Here is a 15,791-nt window from a genome sequence, read left to right on the forward strand (position 1 = left end):
GCGCTCGATGCCGTTTGAGCGCTCAGCGCTCGGGCCTACTCCGAGCGCTCAGCGCTCGATGTGGGCGAACAGCGACTCCCACCGGTCCAGCACGTGGTCGAGGCGGAACGCCTCGGCCCGTGCGCGGGCGTCGGCCCCCAGCCGCCGCCGCTCCTCCTCGTCCCCGGCCAGCCGGGCCAGCTCCGCCGCGAACGCGTCCACGTCGCCCGGCGGCACCAGCACGGGACCGGCGGAGCGCACCCCTCCCGACACGTCGAAGGCCACCGCGGGCACCCCGCGCGCCGCCGCCTCCAGCAGCACGATCGGCAGCCCCTCGTGCTCGCTGGTCAGCGCCAGGACCGAGGCCGACAGGTACTCGGCGGGTATCCGCGCGGCCGGCACCAGCCCCCTGAACACCACCCGGTCGCCCACGCCGTCCCGCTCCGCGTGCGCGCGCAGCCGCTCCCGCTCGCCGCCGTCCCCGATGAGATGCAGCTCCCATTCGGGCGGCAGCTTCGCGCGGGCGAACGCGCTGATCAGCCGGTCGAACCGCTTGACGCCTTCCAGCCGGCCCACGCCGAGCACGCGCGGCGACGCGAGGTCCGACATCCGCTCGGGCCAGTCCGCCAGCGGGTTCGGCAGCGTGTACGCGTTGGGCAGCAGCGCGTGCTCCGAGAACAGCCGGGCGTCGTCCTCGCTGAGGAAGAGCGCCTGGTCCAGCCGGGCGTAGTGGCGGCGGATCGAGGCCAGGTGCCAGCAGCCGCGGGCGTGGTCGTACGAGCTGTGATACTGGCCGATCGGCCGGAACCCCTCGGGCAGCAGCCCCGACAGCCTGGCCACCACGGACGGCGAGGTCATGACCGCGTAGCCGGGCCTGATCCGGCGCAGCAGCTTCCTGAGCCGGCGGTCGCTCAGCCGGCGCGCCAGCGGGCCCTCGGCGGCGCGGCGGCCGATCACGTGCCGCTGGTAGCGCGGATGCCGGACGTAGCGGAACGGGACGGCGGCCGGTTGCAGGCCGATGACGTGCACCTCGTGCCCGCGCCGCGCCAGGCCCTGGGCCAGGGTGTGGGTGACCTGCTGGGTGCCGCCGAGCGTGTCGGCGTCCAGACAGGTGAAGACGACCGTCACTGCGTGCTCTCCCTCGTGTCGGCGAAGAAGTCGGCCACGATCCTGGCGGCGGCGTCGCCGCGCTCGTCGGCGCACCAGAGCTCGCGGAAGGCCGCGTACCGCTCGGCGTAGGAGGCGTGCACGGCGGGCAGGTCGCGCAGCGCGGCCACCAGGTTCTCGGTCGTCGAGACGCACGGGCCTGGGGCGATGGCCGGCAGATCGTGGTAGACGCCGCGCTCGGCGAGCCGGTAGTCGTCCCAGTCGTCGATGTAGAACAGCATCGGCTTGCCCGTCAGCGCGTAGTCGCACATGACGGAGGAGTAGTCGGTCAGCAGCGCGTCCGAGGCCAGCATCAGATCGTTGATGTCCAGATAGGACCCGGCCGAGCGGACGAAGTGCTTGAGGTGCTCGGGCGGCCGGTAACGCTCGACCGGATGCGTACGCAGCAGCACCACCCAGTCCTCGGCCAGCTCCTCGGCCATGAGCTCCAGGTCGGCCCGTACGGACCGGCCGCTGCCGATGCCCAGGTCCCGGTAGGTGGGCGCGTAGAGCAGCACCCGGCGCCCCGGCGGCACCTCCAGCCGCCGCAGCACCTCGGCCGCCGGGCCTTCCAGGGCCGGCTCGGCCCGGACGAGGGCGTCGCAGCGGGGCGTGCCGCACCGGTACACCTTGCCGGAGTAGCCGTTCGACGGCAGGAAGACCCGCGAGAACTCGGCGCTCGGCGACACCAGCGCGTCCCACCGCGCGACCGCCGCCCGCCACCGCGCCCGCGGCTTGTCGAAGTCGCCGCGCAGGTCGGGCGCGTCGAACCCGATCGACTTGATCCCCTGCCCGTGCCACGTCTGCAGGTAGCGGGTGCCCCTGGGCTTGGGGTAGTCCAGCGGGAAGCCGTGGCTGTCCACCCAGACGCCGGCCCTGGCCATGGTGTAGATGTAGCGCCAGCTCCCGCGGCGGACGAGCCGCGCGTCCGCGGGGAAGTTCCGGCGCCCTTTGGCCACCGACCAGACCACCTCGATCGGCAGGCCGCGCCGGCGCAGCTCCTCGTAGATGGCCCTGGGGCTGCCGCTGTAACCCTTGCCGACGTCGGACTCGAACAGGGCCAGGTCGTGCCGGCGCGGCAGCACCCTGATCATCAGCTTGTACGCCCGCAGCTTGTTCGCCGGCGTGTTGAACCGCTTCATCAGCTGCCGCTTGATCCGCCGCCACACCGACCGGGCGATGGAGTCGGGCCGCACGCACAGGTAGGCGGCGTACCCCTCGACCTTGAGCGTGCAGCCGGGCAGCTCGATCGGCTCGGTGTGCGGGTCGGCGATGATCCGGTCGGTCGTGGTGTGCCCGTCGGAGGTCCTGGTGAAGCCGATGCGCGGGTCGCACCGGCCCTTGGGCGTGAAGGTGACCCGGCTGACGTACCCGCCGGCGCTCGACGGCTCCGGCGTGATGGGCACCCGTTCCCGGCCGAGCTGCAGGAACGCCGTCCAGGCCGGCGGCAGCACGCCGAACGGGTCGTAGGTCCGCACGGTCATCCGCACCCGGTCCCCGTCGGAGGACAGGTCCGCCACCTCGTGCCGCAGCCGGGAGGAGGTGTAGGGCAGCTCGGCCAGCCGCAGCCGGGTGATGTCCATGCCGGGGGAGGGCGTGGTGCCCCAGTACGTCCGCCCGTCGAGCTGCACCGCCGCCCGGGGCGCGGCCCTGGGCCCGGTCAGCGAGCCGGCCGCGATGCGCAGGTCCTCGATCCGGTCGTCCAGGATGAGCCGGCAGCAGACCCGGTCGAGCGGGGCGATCCGCTCGAACACCTCGTCCGCCACCTCCTCCAGGTACGGCCGCACCACCGAGGCGAACTCCTTGACCCAGACCAGGTCACGCCGGGGCAGCGGGTTGAGGTAGACGCGCAGGTCCTGCCGGACGAACCGGTACTGCCGGTGCGGCACCAGGTCCGCGGCCCCGTGCTCGCGCAGGATGTCGTCGCTCAGCCGGGCCGCGATCACCCGTTGCCGCACGTTGTCCAGGTCGTCGATGCTGAGCGAGATGGAGTCGTTCGCGGGCGCGCGGTGCCAGTGGTAGACCACCCACGGCACGACGGCGAACCTGCGGCTGGTCGCGTAGAGCTCGGCGGCGAAGACGTGGTCCTCGTAGTGGATGTCCTCGGGGAAGCGCAGCACGTTGTCGCGCAGGCGGCCGACGTCGTACAGCTTGTTGGTGCTGAAGCTGTCCAGGAACAGCTCGGGCTCCTCGCGGATGCCCTCGACCACCCGCCTTCTGGCGAACAGCGACGGATAGTACGGCTGCAGCCGCCCGCTCGGCTCGTACAGGCGCGAGATCTGCCCGGAGACGAAGTCGGCCCCGGTGCGTTCGATCTCGGCCAGCAGGCTCTTGCACGCGTGCCTGGGCAGCTCGTCGTCGCTGTCGAGGAACATGACGTACGGCGAGGCGGCGGCGTCGATCCCGTCGTTGCGCGGCGCCCCGCAGCCGCCGCTGTTGACCGGCCTGCGCAGGTAACGCACCCGTGGATCGGCCTGTTCGAGCCGCCGCGCCACCTCCGGCGTGCCGTCCGTGCTGGCGTCGTCGGCGATGATGACCTCAAGGTCGCGCAGCGACTGCCCGAGCACGGAACGTACGGCCCTGGGCAGGCGGGCCGCGTCGTTGTACGTGATGACGACGACCGTGCAGTCCGGCATCCCAAGTCCCCCGTAGCTAGTTCTACCTGCGGGAATGGCACTTCCCTCAGCCGCAGGGAAGTGTCCGGACTTGATGGACTATTTGCCGAAAATCACCGCATAAGGCGACGAATGATCCAGACGAGGGCGAGCAGCGCCACGAGCGCTCCGGCGACCGGCGCCAGCCGCTTCAGCAGCGGCTGCCCGGCGATCCGCAGCAGGTCGAGCGCCTCCTCGTCGGGCGTGCGCGAGGTGCGCAGCGGCGCCGGGGGCCGTACCTCCTGCTCGGGCGCCGGCGGCACCGCGCTCAGGTGCCGCTCCTCCTCCTGGCTCTGGCTCTGGTCCTGGCCCTGGTTCTGGGGCACCGGTTCGACCGTGGGCTCGGAGATCAGCGCGGCCAGGTTGTCGGCGAACCGCTCGATGAGCTTGCCGCCGACCTCTGCCATGACGCCCCGCCCGAACTGCGCGGGCCGGCCCGTCACGTTGAACGACGTCTCCACCGTGACCAGCGTGGCCTCGTCACGCTCCTGCAAGCGGGCCTTGACCGTGGCGGAGGCGGTGCCCGAACCCCTGGCCTCCTTGCCCGACGCCTGGATGGTGAGCGTATAAGAGTCTTTGTCCACGTCCTGGAACTTGGCCGTGCCCCGGTAGGTGACCGTGATCGGGCCGACCTTGACCTTCATCCTGCCGGTGAACTCGTCGCCCTCGAAGATGTCGAGAGCCGCCCCCGGCAGGCACGGCGCGACCCGTTCGACGTCGAGCAGCACCGCCCAGGCCTGCTCGATCGGAACGGGAACAGTGAACTCGTGCTCGAACCGCATCGCCATCGATCCGCTCCTTCTCCCAGTGCCTGTGACGATATGCCGCAGCGGGGGCGCCCCGGAAGAGGCGCCCCCGTCACATAGCGCGCCAGATAGCGCGTCAGATCGCGCGTCGGCTCACGGTGAGGCCGTCGCCGTCCGCACCGCGCGATGGGTCAGCACCCTGGCCAGATGCCGCCGGTAGTCGGGCTGGGCGTGCAGATCGGCGGGCGGAGAGGTGTCGGCCGCCGCCTCCTCGCACGCCTGCCGTACCTGGTCGCCCAGTTCCACGCCCTGGAGGGCGGCCTCGGTGGCACGGGCGCGCACCGGGGTCGCCCCCATGTTGGTCAGCCCGATCCTGGCCTCGGCGATGGAACCGTTGGAGCGCCTGACCGCCGCCGCCACGCCGACGATGGCCCACGCCTGCGCGGTCCGGTGGAACTTCTCGTAGTGGAAGCCCCAGCCCGCGCCCAGTTTCGGCACCTTCACCCCGGTCAGGATCTCGCCCTGCCGCAGCGCCGACTCCCAGTAGTCGACGAAGAACGCGGCCGCCGGGATCTCCCGCTCGCCCTGCGCCGAGGCGGCCACGAACACCGCCTCCAGCGCCAGCGCCACCGCCGGCAGGTCGCCGGCCGGATCGGCGTGCGCCAGCGAGCCGCCGAACGTGCCCCGGTGCCTGATCGCCGGATCGGCCACCTGGGCCGCGGCCAGCGCCACCAGCGGGCAGCCGTCCCGCACCACGGGCGAGCGCAGCACCTCGTCGTGGGTGGCCATCGCGCCGATGAAGACGTGGTCGCCGCGGTCGTGCACGCCCTTCAGCTCCGCGATCCGGCCGACGTCCACCAGCTTCGACGGGTAGGCCAGCCGCAGCCGCAGCAGCGGCAGCAGCGACTGGCCGCCGGCCAGGACCTTGGCGTCCTCGTCCGAGGCGAGCGCCTGGCACGCCTGCTCCAGCGAGGTCGGACGCTCGTAGTCGAACTGAGCGGGAATCATCGCCGCACTCCTTCCAGGGCCCGCCAGACGCGCTCGGGCGTGCACGGCATCCGCACGTCCTCGATCCCGTACGGGCGCAGCGCGTCCACGACCGCGTTCACCACGGCCGGGGTCGAGGCGATCGTGCCCGCCTCGCCGACGCCCTTGGCGCCCAGCGGGTTGCTGGTCGCCGGGGTCTCGGTCCGGTCGAGGGTGAACATCGGCAGGTCGGCGGCCGACGGCAGCAGGTAGTCGGCCATCGTGGTGGTGAGCAGGTTGCCCTCGGCGTCGTACGTGGCCTCCTCGAAGAGCGCCTGCGCGATGCCCTGGGCGATGCCGCCGTGGACCTGGCCCTCCACGATCAGCGGGTTGACGACCTTGCCGATGTCGTCCACCGCCACGTACGAGCGCAGCTTCACCATGCCCGTCTCCGTGTCGACCTCCACCGCGCACAGGTGGGTGCCGTGCGGGAAGGAGTAGTTGTCCGGGTCGAACGTGGCGTCGGAGTCGAGGTTCGGCTCGACCCCTTCCGGCAGGTCGTGCGCGGTGAAGGTGGCGTAGGCCAGCTCCTGGATCGTCTTGCTCGAATCCGTGCCGCGCACCTTGAACGCCCCGGCCTCGAACTCCAGGTCGTCCGGCGAGCACTCCAGCACGTACGCGGCCAGCTTGCGCGCCTTCTCCTTCACCTTCTCGCACGCCTTGAGCACCGCGACCCCGCCGATGACCAGCGAGCGCGAGCCGTAGGTGTCCATGCCCTTATGCGCGATCGCCGTGTCGCCGTGCAGCACCGTGACGTCCTCGAACGGCACGCCGAGCGCGTCGGCCACGATCTGGCTCCACGACGTCACGTGGCCCTGCCCGTGCGGCGAGGTGCCGGTGATGACCTCGACCTTGCCCGTGGGCAGCATCCGCACCGAGCCGTGCTCCCAGCCGCCCGCGCCGAAGTTGGCGTCCGCGAGCCACCGCGACGGGGCCAGCCCGCACATCTCCGTGTACGTGCTGACGCCGATCCCGAGCTGCACCGGGTCGCCCCGGTCCCGCCGGTCGGCCTGTTCGGCGCGCAGCTTGTCGTAGCCGAAGAGCGACAGCGCCCGGTCGGTGGCCGCCTCGTAGTTGCCCGAGTCGTAGGTCAGGCCCGAGATCGTGGCGTACGGGAACTCCTCGTGCCTGATCCAGTTGCGCCTGCGCACCTCGATCGGGTCCACGTTCACCGCGGCCGCGAGCTCGTCCATCATCCGCTCGATGAGGAACGTGGCCTCCGGCCGGCCCGCCCCGCGGTAGGCGTCCGTGGGCATCTTCGTGGTGAACACGCCCGTGCAGTTGAACTGGTAGGCGTCCATCTTGTAGATCGCGTTGCACATCGACGCGCCCAGCAGCGGGATGCCCGGCGTGAGCAGCATCAGGTACGCGCCCATGTCGGCCAGCAGGCTGACCTGCAGCCCTCTGATGCGCCCGTCGGCCTCGGCGGCCAGCCGTACGTGCTGGATCTGGTCGCGGCCGTGGTGCACGGTCAGGTTGCCCTCGGAGCGCGACTCCGTCCACTTGACCGGCCGGCCCAGCTTGCGGGCCAGCAGCAGGCAGAGCACCTCCTCCGCGGTGACCTGCAGCTTGGAGCCGAACCCGCCGCCCACGTCGGGCGCGATCACCCGCAGCTTGTGCTCGGGGATGCCGGTGACCACGGCCAGCATGACCCGCAGCACGTGCGGGATCTGCGTGGACGACCACAGCGTGAACGACTCGCCGTCGGTGTCGGCCAGGATCGCCCGCGGCTCCATCGCGGTCGGGATGAGCCGCTGCTGGACGAAGGTCCGGTCGACGACGACGGGCGCGTCCCTGAACGCGGCCTCGATGTCGCCGAAGTCGGCCGTCATCTCGTACGCCTTGTTGCCCGTCTCGTGCACCTTCGGGCTGTCCGCCGACAGCGCCTGGGTCATGTCGACCACCGCGGGCAACGGCTCGTAGTCGACCTCGATCGCCTCCAGCGCGTCGGCCGCCCGGTAACGGTCTACCGCGATCACGCAGGCCACGGCCTCGCCCACGTACCGGACCTCGGAGACCGCCATCGGCGGGTGGTCGGGGATCACGATGTCCTCGGTGACCGGCCACGCGCACGGCAGGCTGCCCTGCTCGGCGGCGAGGTCCTGGCCGCTGAAGGCCGCCACGACCCCGGGAAGGCCGCGCGCCCCCGACACGTCCACCCCGGTGATCCTGGCGTGCGCCATCGGGCTGCGCAGGAACGTCACGTGCAGCATCCCAGGACGCGACAGGTTGTCCGTCCACTGCGTGCGCCCGGTCAGCAGCTTGGCGTCCTCTTTGCGCCTACGCGGCTGTCCCACCTCCTGAACGGTCACGGCGTGCTCACCGCCTGACCCATCTCCTGCGCGCCCTTGCGGACGGCGCGCACGATGTTGCAGTAGCCGGTGCAGCGGCAGAGGTTGCCCTCCAGCCCCTGTCTGATCGTCTCTTCAGAAGGCTCAGGGTCCTCCCTGAGCAGGTCTATCGCGGCCATGACCATGCCGGGCGTGCAGTAGCCGCACTGCAGCGCGTGCTCCTCGTGGAAGGCCCGCTGCATCGGGTGCATCTCACCGGCCGCGCCCAGGCCCTCGATCGTGACGACGTCGCCGCCGTCGGCCTGCACGGCCAGCACCGAGCAGCTCTTGACGCTCTTGCCGTCGAGCATCACCGTGCAGGCGCCGCAGTTACTGGTGTCGCATCCGACCGGGGTTCCGGTCTTGCCCAGTCGTTCTCGTAGGAGATGAACGAGCAGGAGTCGCGGCTCGACTTCCTCCTCGTACGTGATCCCGTCGACAGTGACGGTGATTCGGGGCATACGTCCTCCCTCATTGAGCAGGGGGGGAAAGGCGGACACTCCGAACCTACGCCGGTGTTCTTACCGGTCAAGGGTCACTTACCGCGGACCACCCGAGCGACGATCGCGACCAGCCCCGCGAAGGCCAGTCCGAGCACCATCACCCCGACCAGAATCAGCGGATCACGGATCGTGCGTGTCACGGTCAGAATGCCCAGAACGATGAAGAGCACACCGCTGAGCAGGGCCATCCAGTCCGTCCTGTGCACCCGCCTGGGCCGCTCGACCTTACGCCGCACGCCGCACCTCCATGTCGCCGACGCCGCCCTTCAGGTTCAGCACAATGGTGGAGACCTTGCCCTCCGGCTTCGTCTCCGGCTCCAGCACCTTGTCCGAGCGCACCTGCACCCCGCCCTTGAGCGACTGGTCGATGACGATGTCGCCGATCTTGTTGGTGGCGTGCACCTCGACCCTGGCCGTCGGCGGCACGATCACCACCAGCTCGCCCGCCGAGACCGCGGCGTTGAACGTCACGTGCGTCCCCGGCGGCAGCCGCAGCTCCGACAGGTCCAGTCGGCCGTCTCCCAGGCCCACGTCGTAGAGCTGGTTCGCCTCGGCGAGGCTGGTCGGCGTCCACTCCGCCGGGCCGATGTTGCGCGGCAGGCCGCCGAGCACCAGCCCCATCGCCACGATCAGCGCGATCGCGGTGCCCGCGGCCACCAGACCGGCGCCCCGGCCCCACCAGGCGGCGATGAGCAGACCCGCGCCGACCGTGATGAGCATGGCGCCGCCGACGACGGTCGGGCTCACTCCGCCGGCCGAGTTGGCTTGGACCGCCACGACGATCCCTCCAATGATGATTGCCAGCAGGATGGTGATGGCGCCGATGTACGAGGTGGGCCTGCGCTCCCGCTGTTTCGGCGGGATCGGGCGGCCGTACAGGGCGGGGTCGTAGGGGGAGTAGCCGCCGGCCCGCTTGGCCGGGTCGAGCGGCTGGTAGGGGCCGTTCGGCGCGAACGGCTCGCCGTAGCTGGAGTAGTCGCGCGCGGCCGGAGGGTCGGGGCGGTAGGCGGGGCGCTGCCGCTCCGGTGCGGCGTCGGGGCGCTGCGGCCCGGGCACGGCATGCTCGGCGGTCACCGCCTCCGGCGACACGTCCCGGTCCTCGCGGGCGGCCTGGCGGGCCTGGTAGGCCGCCTCCCTGGCGCTGTCGGCCGCCGCCCGCAACTCCTGGACGGCCTCCCGCTCCTGCTCGGCCGGTGCCGTGCTCCTGGTCGGTACGTCGCTCGCCGCCGCGCTCTCGTCGGACGCGTCCGCCGGTGCCGCGCTCTCGGAGGCGCTCATCGCCGCCGCCGCGGCGGCGGTCTCGGCCGGAGCCGCCGTCGTGGCCGGGGGCCGCTCCTGGCCGGCCGCCGGCTCCCGTCCCGCACTCGCCGGCGTGACGGCCTCGTCCAGGCCTTCGCCCGCCGGGGACGGGCGCGGGGCGCGGGGGACCGGAGTGGTCGGCGGGGCCGGGGAGAAGTGCGCGGCGGGCCGCTCGCCCTGCCGCCTGAGCAGCCGTTCCGGCATCGACCTGGCCAGCCCGAGCAGATCCACCCCGCTGGAGTGGGCGGCCAGCAGCGACACGGCCAGGAACACCCCGACGACCAGCGTCCCCGTGTCGAGCCAGACCGTCGCCAGGTTGAGCGCCACCCCGAACGCCAGCACCGCCGTCAGCAACGCCATCACGGCCTCGGCGTCGAAGTCGCGCCGCGTCCACTGCTCGATGAAGCCGGGCCGGCCGTTCGGCTCCTTCATCAGCAGGAACGCCGCCAGATAGAGGAACAGCCCGACCCCGGAGCCCAGCAGCAGCACGGCGACGCCCACCCGGAACACCACGGGGTCGATGCCGGTGTAGCGCCCCAGGCCGGCGCAGACTCCCATGAGGAAGCGCCCCTCGCTGCTGCGTCGCAGCTCACGGGGGGGAGCGGCCGGTTGCCTGGGCGGAGCTTCTGTCATGCCTACCATCGTGGACCCACGCGCGGGCCGCTCGCATCCGGGAGACCCCTGACCCGACCCGGGGGTTGTTCCCTGATGCTCGAATGTCCCCGGCATGTGACTATGGCCATGTTATGGCTGACCAGAAGATTCTCGCCGAGCAGAGCGGCGACACGCCCTACCGCCGGATGTTGCGCCCCATGGAGGGGCGCCTGCTCGGCGGCGTCGCCCAGGGGCTGGCGTCCCAGCTCAAGCTTGATCCGGTGGTGATCAGGCTGATGTTCGTGCTGCTCACCGTGATCCACGGCGTCGGCGCGGTGGCGTACGCCGTGCTGTGGATGATCACGCCGCGGCAGCCGCACCAGGGGCAGCAGCCCCAGCGGGACTGGAGCCAGCTGGCCGCGTTCAGCGCGATCGGGGTGGCGCTGCTGGCGTTCGGCTGGCTGACGGGGGCCTCGCAGGGCGGCATCGGCATGCTGCCGTTCGCCGCCGGCGGAATCGGCGCGCTGATCCTCTGGCAGCAGGCCGACCCGGAACGCCGCAAGGGCTGGGTCAGCGGCGCCACGCTCAGCATGCGCAAGAACCGGGTGCGCACGCTGCTGGGCGTCGGCCTGGTCGTGGTCGGCGCGACCGGATTCCTGGCCGCGGAGGGCGAGCTGCCGCAGATCAGGGACAGCCTGCTGTTCACCGTGGTCGTGGTCGGCGGTCTGGCGGTCATCGCCGCCCCCTGGCTGGCGGGCCTGTGGAAAGAGCTGCAGCTGGAGCGGCGCGAGCGCATCAGGCAGGAGGAGCGGGCCGAGGTCGCGGCCATGGTGCACGACTCCGTGCTGCACACGCTCACGCTGATCCAGCGGGTCGCGCACGACCCGCGCGAGGTGTCGCGGCTGGCCCGGTCGCAGGAGCGCGAGCTGCGCAACTGGCTCTACCAGCCGGCGCAGGACGCCGACGCCACGGTGGCGGCGGCCGTCCGCAGGATCGCGGCCGAGGAGGAGGACTCGCACGGGGTGCCGATCGAGGTCGTCTGCGTGGGGGACATCGCCCTCGACGCGGCGGGCAAGCTGGCGGCCACGCTCAAGGCGGCCCGGCAGGCGATGGTGAACGCGGCCAAATACTCTGGGAGCTCCTCTATTTCCGTTTATGCGGAAGTAGAGGGTGAAGAGGTCACGATTTTCGTGAAGGATCGTGGCAAGGGGTTCGACCTTGAGGCGGTGCCGCTCGACAGGATGGGGATCAGGGAGTCCATCATCGGGAGAATGGAACGTCACGGAGGTGCGGCCCGCGTTCGCACGGAGCCCGGTGAGGGCACGGAAGTGATGTTGACGATGAAGGTGGAGAAGGCATGACGCGCGTACTGATCGTCGACGATCACCGGCTGTTCCGATCGGGCGTGCGCGCCGAGCTCGGCGACTCCATCGAGGTGGTCGGCGAGGCCGAGGACGTCGACAGCGCGGTCAAGGCGATCGCCGAGCATCAGCCCGACGTGGTGCTGCTCGACGTGCACATGCCCGGTGGCGGCGGCCAGGAGGTGCTGCGCCGGGTGCTGGGCGCCGGCTCTCAGGTGCGCTTCCTCGCGCTGTCGGTCTCCGACGCCGCCGAGGACGTCATCGGGGTGATCAGGGGCGGGGCCCGCGGCTACGTGACCAAGAACATCAGCGGCAAGGAGCTGACCGACGCCATCCGCCGGGTGGCCGACGGCGACGCGGTGTTCTCGCCGCGGCTGGCGGGGTTCGTGCTGGACGCGTTCGCCTCGTCGGAGGCGCCGTCCATCGATCCCGAGCTCGACTCGCTGACGCAGCGCGAGCGGGAGGTGCTGCGGCTGATCGCGCGGGGTTACGCGTACAAGGAGATCGCCAAGGAGCTGTTCATCTCGGTCAAGACCGTGGAGACCCACGTGTCGTCCGTCCTGCGCAAACTCCAGCTCTCCAACCGCCACGAGCTGTCCCGCTGGGCCACCGCGCGACGCCTCGTCTGATTCGCCCCTTACGCCGGTCCCGCCAAGTTTTGGCGGGACTTGGACCGTTACAGGATAGTTATCGGGATTTCGCCCACGAAACTCCCGTCTCCGTTGTCACACAAGGAGGTAGTCGAAGCACTTAAGTCCAGGAGTAACCCCTTTGAAGCGCGTCACCCGGATGCTTCCGGCTCTGCTCGCTCTGGCCGCCGCCACGGCATGTGCGGCGGAGAGCGTCCCCGCTCCACAGCCCGGCCCCCGAGCCGTATCAGTGGCCCAGAGCACCACTGGCCCCACCGGTGGCCCCACCGTCGCTGCCACCGGGGCCCCCGCCGCCGGTGCCGTCGCCGCCCCGGCCAAGAAGGCGAAGCTGGAGATCGCCGACATCACCCCCATGGGGGAGAAGACGGAGAAGGTGGGGGTCGGGTTCCCGATCATCGTCACCTTCGACCGTGACGTCAAAGACAAGGCCGCGGTCGAGGGCCTGCTCGACGTCGAACCGGACAAGCCGGTCGAGGGCGCCTGGCGCTGGGTGTCCCCGCGCAAGGTCATCTACCGGACGAAGACGTACTGGAAGCCGTACCAGAAGGTGCTCTTCACCGCGCGGCTGTCCGAGTTGCCGGGCAACGAGAAGACCAAGGACGTCTCGCGGCGCTTCGCGGTCGGCTCCAAGCACATCTCCGTGGTCGACACGCGGAACCACACGATGAAGGTCTACCGCAACGGCAAGCTGGCCAAGAAGATCGCGATCAGCGCCGGCAAGGGCGGCTTCGTCCGCAACGGCGTCGACGTGTACCTCACCACCAGCGGCACCCACCTCACGATGGGCAAGAAGGCCGTCGAGACCATGACCTCCTCCTGGATGGGCGTGACGGATCCCAAGGATCCGCGCTACTACAAGGAGGAGATCCCGTGGGCGGTGCGCATCTCCGACAGCGGTGAGTACGTGCACCAGAGCGCCGGCTACTACCAGTTCCTCGGGCGCTCGAACCAGAGCCACGGCTGCGTGCGCGCCACTCCGGCCGGCGCCAAGTGGTTCTACACGATCGCCCAGCGCGGTGACGTCGTGAAGATCACCGGCACCAAGCGCAAGCTGCAGTGGAACAACGGCTGGAGCTACTGGCAGCTCAACTGGACCCAGTGGAAGAAGGGCAGCGCCCTCAAGCCCTGACCCCGGCAGCACATGACGAGGGGCCGCTCATCCCGCGAGGGAAAAGCGGCCCCTTCGTCATGCCGCACCCTTTCAGGGTCAGAGCTTCTCCAGGGGGGCGTAGGCCAGCAGGAGGGTCTTCTCCCCGCCGCTGCCGAAGTCGATCTTCACCTTGGTCTTCTCCGCGACCCCGTCCACGGACACCACCGTGCCCAGGCCGAACGCGTCGTGCGTGACCCGGTCGCCGGGCGTCAGGGAGGGGATCTTGCGCCCGCCGCTCTTGGCCGGGGCCTGGCGCGCGGCCGGCTCGCGCTTCGTGGCGGCGCTCCAGGCGGACTTCTCCGGGTCGGTACGCCAGTCGATCAGCGTGCCCGGCACCTCGTTGACGAACCGCGAGGCCGGGTTGAACGACGGCGCCCCCCACGAGCTGCGCACGGCCGCCCGGGTCAGGTAGAGCCGCTTCTGCGCCCTGGTGATGCCGACGTAGGCCAGCCGCCGCTCCTCCTCCAGCTCCTTGGGCTCGCCCAGGGACCGGATGTGCGGGAACACGCCGTCCTCCATGGCCGTCAGGAACACGACGGGGAACTCCAGGCCCTTGGCGGTGTGCAGGGTCATCAGGGTGACCACCCCCTGCCCGCCGTCGGCGTCGGGGATCTGGTCGGCGTCGGCCACCAGCGACACCTGCTCCAGGAACTCCACCAGCGTCCCCTCCGGATTGGCCTGCTCGAACTCGGAGGCCACGGAGACGAGCTCGTTGAGGTTTTCCAGGCGCGACTCGTCCTGCGGATCCTCCGACGCCTCAAGCTCGGCGCGGTAGCCGGTGGCCACCAGGATCTCCTCGGCCAGCGCGGACGGCGGCATGCCCTCGGCCTTGACGATCAGCTCCTCGAGCATCGAGACGAACTCGCGGATGGCGTTGAGCGAGCGGGTGGCCATTCCGTACGCCTCGTCGGCCCGGCGCAGCGCGTCCCAGAACGGGATCTGCTCGCGCGAGGACAGCGCCTCGACCATCGCCTCGGCCCGGTCGCCGATGCCGCGCTTGGGCACGTTGAGGATGCGCCGCAGCGACACCACGTCGGCCGGGTTGGCCAGCACCCGCAGGTAGGCCAGCAGGTCCTTGACCTCCTTGCGCTCGTAGAAGCGCACCCCGCCGACGACCTTGTAGGGCAGGCCGGTGCGGATGAAGATCTCCTCGAACACACGGGAGGCGGCGTTGGTGCGGTAGAAGACCGCGACCTCGCCCGGCTTGACGTCCTCCTCGTCGCTGAGCCGGTCGACCTCCTGAGCCACGAACATGGCCTCGTCGTGCTCGTTGTCGGCCACGTAACCCACGATCTTGGGCCCGTCGCCCTGGTCGGACCAGAGGTTCTTGGGCTTGCGCGACTCGTTGCGCGAGATCACCGCGTTGGCCGCGGCCAGGATGTTCTGGGTGGAGCGGTAGTTCTGCTCCAGCAGGATGGTGCGGGCGTCGGGATAGTCGCGCTCGAACTCCAGGATGTTGCGGATCGTCGCGCCGCGGAAGGCGTAGATCGACTGGTCGGCGTCGCCCACCACGCACAGCTGCGACATGTCGGCGCCGGAGCGCACCAGCTCCCCGTCGCCGGTGCGCAGCTCGGGATGGCCGACCAGCTCCCTGATCAGGATGTATTGGGCGTGGTTGGTGTCCTGGTACTCGTCGACCAGCACGTGCCTGAACCGCATCCGGTAGTGCTCGGCCACCTCGGGGAAGAGCTGGAACAACGTCACCGTGTTCATGATGATGTCGTCGAAGTCCATCGCGCCGGCCTCGGTCAGCTTGAGCTGATAGGCCTTGTACGCCTGCGCGAGCGTCTTCTCCAGGTGCGAGCCGGCCCGGTCGATCGCGGTCTCGTAGTCGACCAGCTCGTTCTTGAAGTTGCTGACCTGGGCCGAGAACGAGCGCGGCGGATAACGCTTGGGGTCGAGCTCCATCTCCCTGCAGACCATGGCCATGAGCCGCTGGGAGTCGGCCTGGTCGTAGATCGAGAAGCTGGACGGGAAGCCCAGCCGCTTGGCCTCCCTGCGCAGGATGCGCATGCAGGCGCTGTGGAACGTCATCACCCACATCGCCTTGGACCGCGGCCCGACGAGCTTGTCGATGCGCTCCTTCATCTCCCTGGCGGCCTTGTTGGTGAAGGTGATCGCCAGGATCTCGCCCGGATGCACCTCGCGTTCGGCCAGGAGATAGGCGATGCGGTGCGTGAGCACCCGCGTCTTTCCCGAGCCCGCCCCGGCCACGATGAGCAGTGGACTGCCGTGATGGATCACGGCCTCGCGCTGTTGCGGGTTGAGGCCGTCGAGCAAGGGGTGGTCAACAGAGACTTGGGTCGGCACCTACCTAGGTTAAGACGCTCCACCGACATTCGGCGCCCGGAAT

General features: G+C 70.6%; 12 protein-coding genes. 3 read left to right on the plus strand and 9 right to left on the minus strand.

Going from position 1 to position 15,791, the window contains the following annotated elements:
* Positions 1-48 precede the first annotated feature (48 nt).
* The 8 genes from B0I32_RS07550 to B0I32_RS07585 all read right to left on the minus strand — a co-directional run bounded on the left by B0I32_RS07550 (position 49) and on the right by B0I32_RS07585 (position 10,316).
* A complete protein-coding gene (locus B0I32_RS07550; RefSeq protein WP_106236233.1) occupies positions 49-1,107 on the minus strand; it encodes a glycosyltransferase in 1,059 nt (352 codons plus the stop codon).
* Positions 1,104-3,761 (minus strand): bifunctional glycosyltransferase/CDP-glycerol:glycerophosphate glycerophosphotransferase, encoded by a 2,658-nt coding sequence (locus tag B0I32_RS07555; protein ID WP_106236235.1) that lies wholly within the window; start codon positions 3,759-3,761, stop codon positions 1,104-1,106. The genes B0I32_RS07550 and B0I32_RS07555 overlap by 4 nt, the downstream gene beginning before the upstream one ends.
* A 92-nt stretch (positions 3,762-3,853) precedes the next feature.
* Positions 3,854-4,567, minus strand: coding sequence for an SRPBCC family protein (locus tag B0I32_RS07560; RefSeq protein WP_106236237.1), 714 nt, complete (start codon positions 4,565-4,567; stop codon positions 3,854-3,856).
* Positions 4,568-4,678: 111 nt separating this feature from the next.
* Positions 4,679-5,533, minus strand: a complete 855-nt coding sequence (locus tag B0I32_RS07565; protein ID WP_106236239.1) for an FAD binding domain-containing protein — start codon at positions 5,531-5,533, stop codon at positions 4,679-4,681.
* On the minus strand, positions 5,530-7,863 hold the full coding sequence (locus tag B0I32_RS07570; protein ID WP_106236241.1) for a xanthine dehydrogenase family protein molybdopterin-binding subunit: 2,334 nt from the start codon (positions 7,861-7,863) through the stop codon (positions 5,530-5,532). The genes B0I32_RS07565 and B0I32_RS07570 overlap by 4 nt, the downstream gene beginning before the upstream one ends.
* Complete coding sequence (locus tag B0I32_RS07575) at positions 7,860-8,342, minus strand: (2Fe-2S)-binding protein (RefSeq protein ID WP_106236243.1); 483 nt, start codon at positions 8,340-8,342, stop codon at positions 7,860-7,862. Before B0I32_RS07575 ends, B0I32_RS07570 begins: the two co-directional genes overlap by 4 nt.
* Before the next feature lie 74 nt (positions 8,343-8,416).
* A complete protein-coding gene (locus tag B0I32_RS07580) occupies positions 8,417-8,572 on the minus strand; it encodes a hypothetical protein (protein ID WP_245955664.1) in 156 nt (51 codons plus the stop codon).
* A 37-nt stretch (positions 8,573-8,609) separates the two neighbouring features.
* Entirely contained in the window at positions 8,610-10,316 is a 1,707-nt protein-coding gene (locus B0I32_RS07585; RefSeq protein WP_181307140.1) for a PspC domain-containing protein, read from the minus strand.
* A gap of 113 nt (positions 10,317-10,429) precedes the next feature.
* Between B0I32_RS07585 and B0I32_RS07590 the strand changes: the two genes are divergently transcribed.
* The 3 genes from B0I32_RS07590 to B0I32_RS07600 all read left to right on the plus strand — a co-directional run bounded on the left by B0I32_RS07590 (position 10,430) and on the right by B0I32_RS07600 (position 13,417).
* Complete coding sequence (locus B0I32_RS07590; RefSeq protein ID WP_106236249.1) at positions 10,430-11,638, plus strand: ATP-binding protein; 1,209 nt, start codon at positions 10,430-10,432, stop codon at positions 11,636-11,638.
* Complete coding sequence (locus tag B0I32_RS07595) at positions 11,635-12,267, plus strand: response regulator (RefSeq protein WP_106236251.1); 633 nt, start codon at positions 11,635-11,637, stop codon at positions 12,265-12,267. The genes B0I32_RS07590 and B0I32_RS07595 overlap by 4 nt, the downstream gene beginning before the upstream one ends.
* Positions 12,268-12,409: 142 nt before the next feature.
* The gene (locus B0I32_RS07600) at positions 12,410-13,417 is read left to right on the plus strand and encodes a L,D-transpeptidase (protein WP_106236253.1); all 1,008 of its coding nucleotides are present in this window, start codon (positions 12,410-12,412) and stop codon (positions 13,415-13,417) included.
* Between the two features lie 78 nt (positions 13,418-13,495).
* On the opposite strand, the gene pcrA is transcribed toward B0I32_RS07600, so the two are convergent.
* The gene (gene pcrA, locus B0I32_RS07605) at positions 13,496-15,718 is read right to left on the minus strand and encodes a DNA helicase PcrA (RefSeq protein WP_106236255.1); all 2,223 of its coding nucleotides are present in this window, start codon (positions 15,716-15,718) and stop codon (positions 13,496-13,498) included.
* Positions 15,719-15,791 lie beyond the last annotated feature (73 nt).

It is taken from the genome of Nonomuraea fuscirosea (assembly GCF_003001935.1).
GTDB lineage: Bacteria > Actinomycetota > Actinomycetes > Streptosporangiales > Streptosporangiaceae > Nonomuraea > Nonomuraea fuscirosea.

Excerpts from the sequence above, each read along its gene's own strand:
- B0I32_RS07590 (WP_106236249.1), top strand. The coding sequence starts at position 10,430 with ATGGCTGACCAGAAGATTCTCGCCGAGCAGAGCGGCGACACGCCCTAC.
- B0I32_RS07565 (WP_106236239.1), bottom strand. The coding sequence starts at position 5,533 with ATGATTCCCGCTCAGTTCGACTACGAGCGTCCGACCTCGCTGGAGCAG.
- B0I32_RS07560 (WP_106236237.1), bottom strand. The coding sequence starts at position 4,567 with ATGGCGATGCGGTTCGAGCACGAGTTCACTGTTCCCGTTCCGATCGAG.
- B0I32_RS07575 (WP_106236243.1), bottom strand. The coding sequence starts at position 8,342 with ATGCCCCGAATCACCGTCACTGTCGACGGGATCACGTACGAGGAGGAA.
- B0I32_RS07555 (WP_106236235.1), bottom strand. The coding sequence starts at position 3,761 with ATGCCGGACTGCACGGTCGTCGTCATCACGTACAACGACGCGGCCCGC.
- B0I32_RS07585 (WP_181307140.1), bottom strand. The coding sequence starts at position 10,316 with ATGACAGAAGCTCCGCCCAGGCAACCGGCCGCTCCCCCCCGTGAGCTG.
- B0I32_RS07580 (WP_245955664.1), bottom strand. The coding sequence starts at position 8,572 with ATGGCCCTGCTCAGCGGTGTGCTCTTCATCGTTCTGGGCATTCTGACC.
- B0I32_RS07595 (WP_106236251.1), top strand. The coding sequence starts at position 11,635 with ATGACGCGCGTACTGATCGTCGACGATCACCGGCTGTTCCGATCGGGC.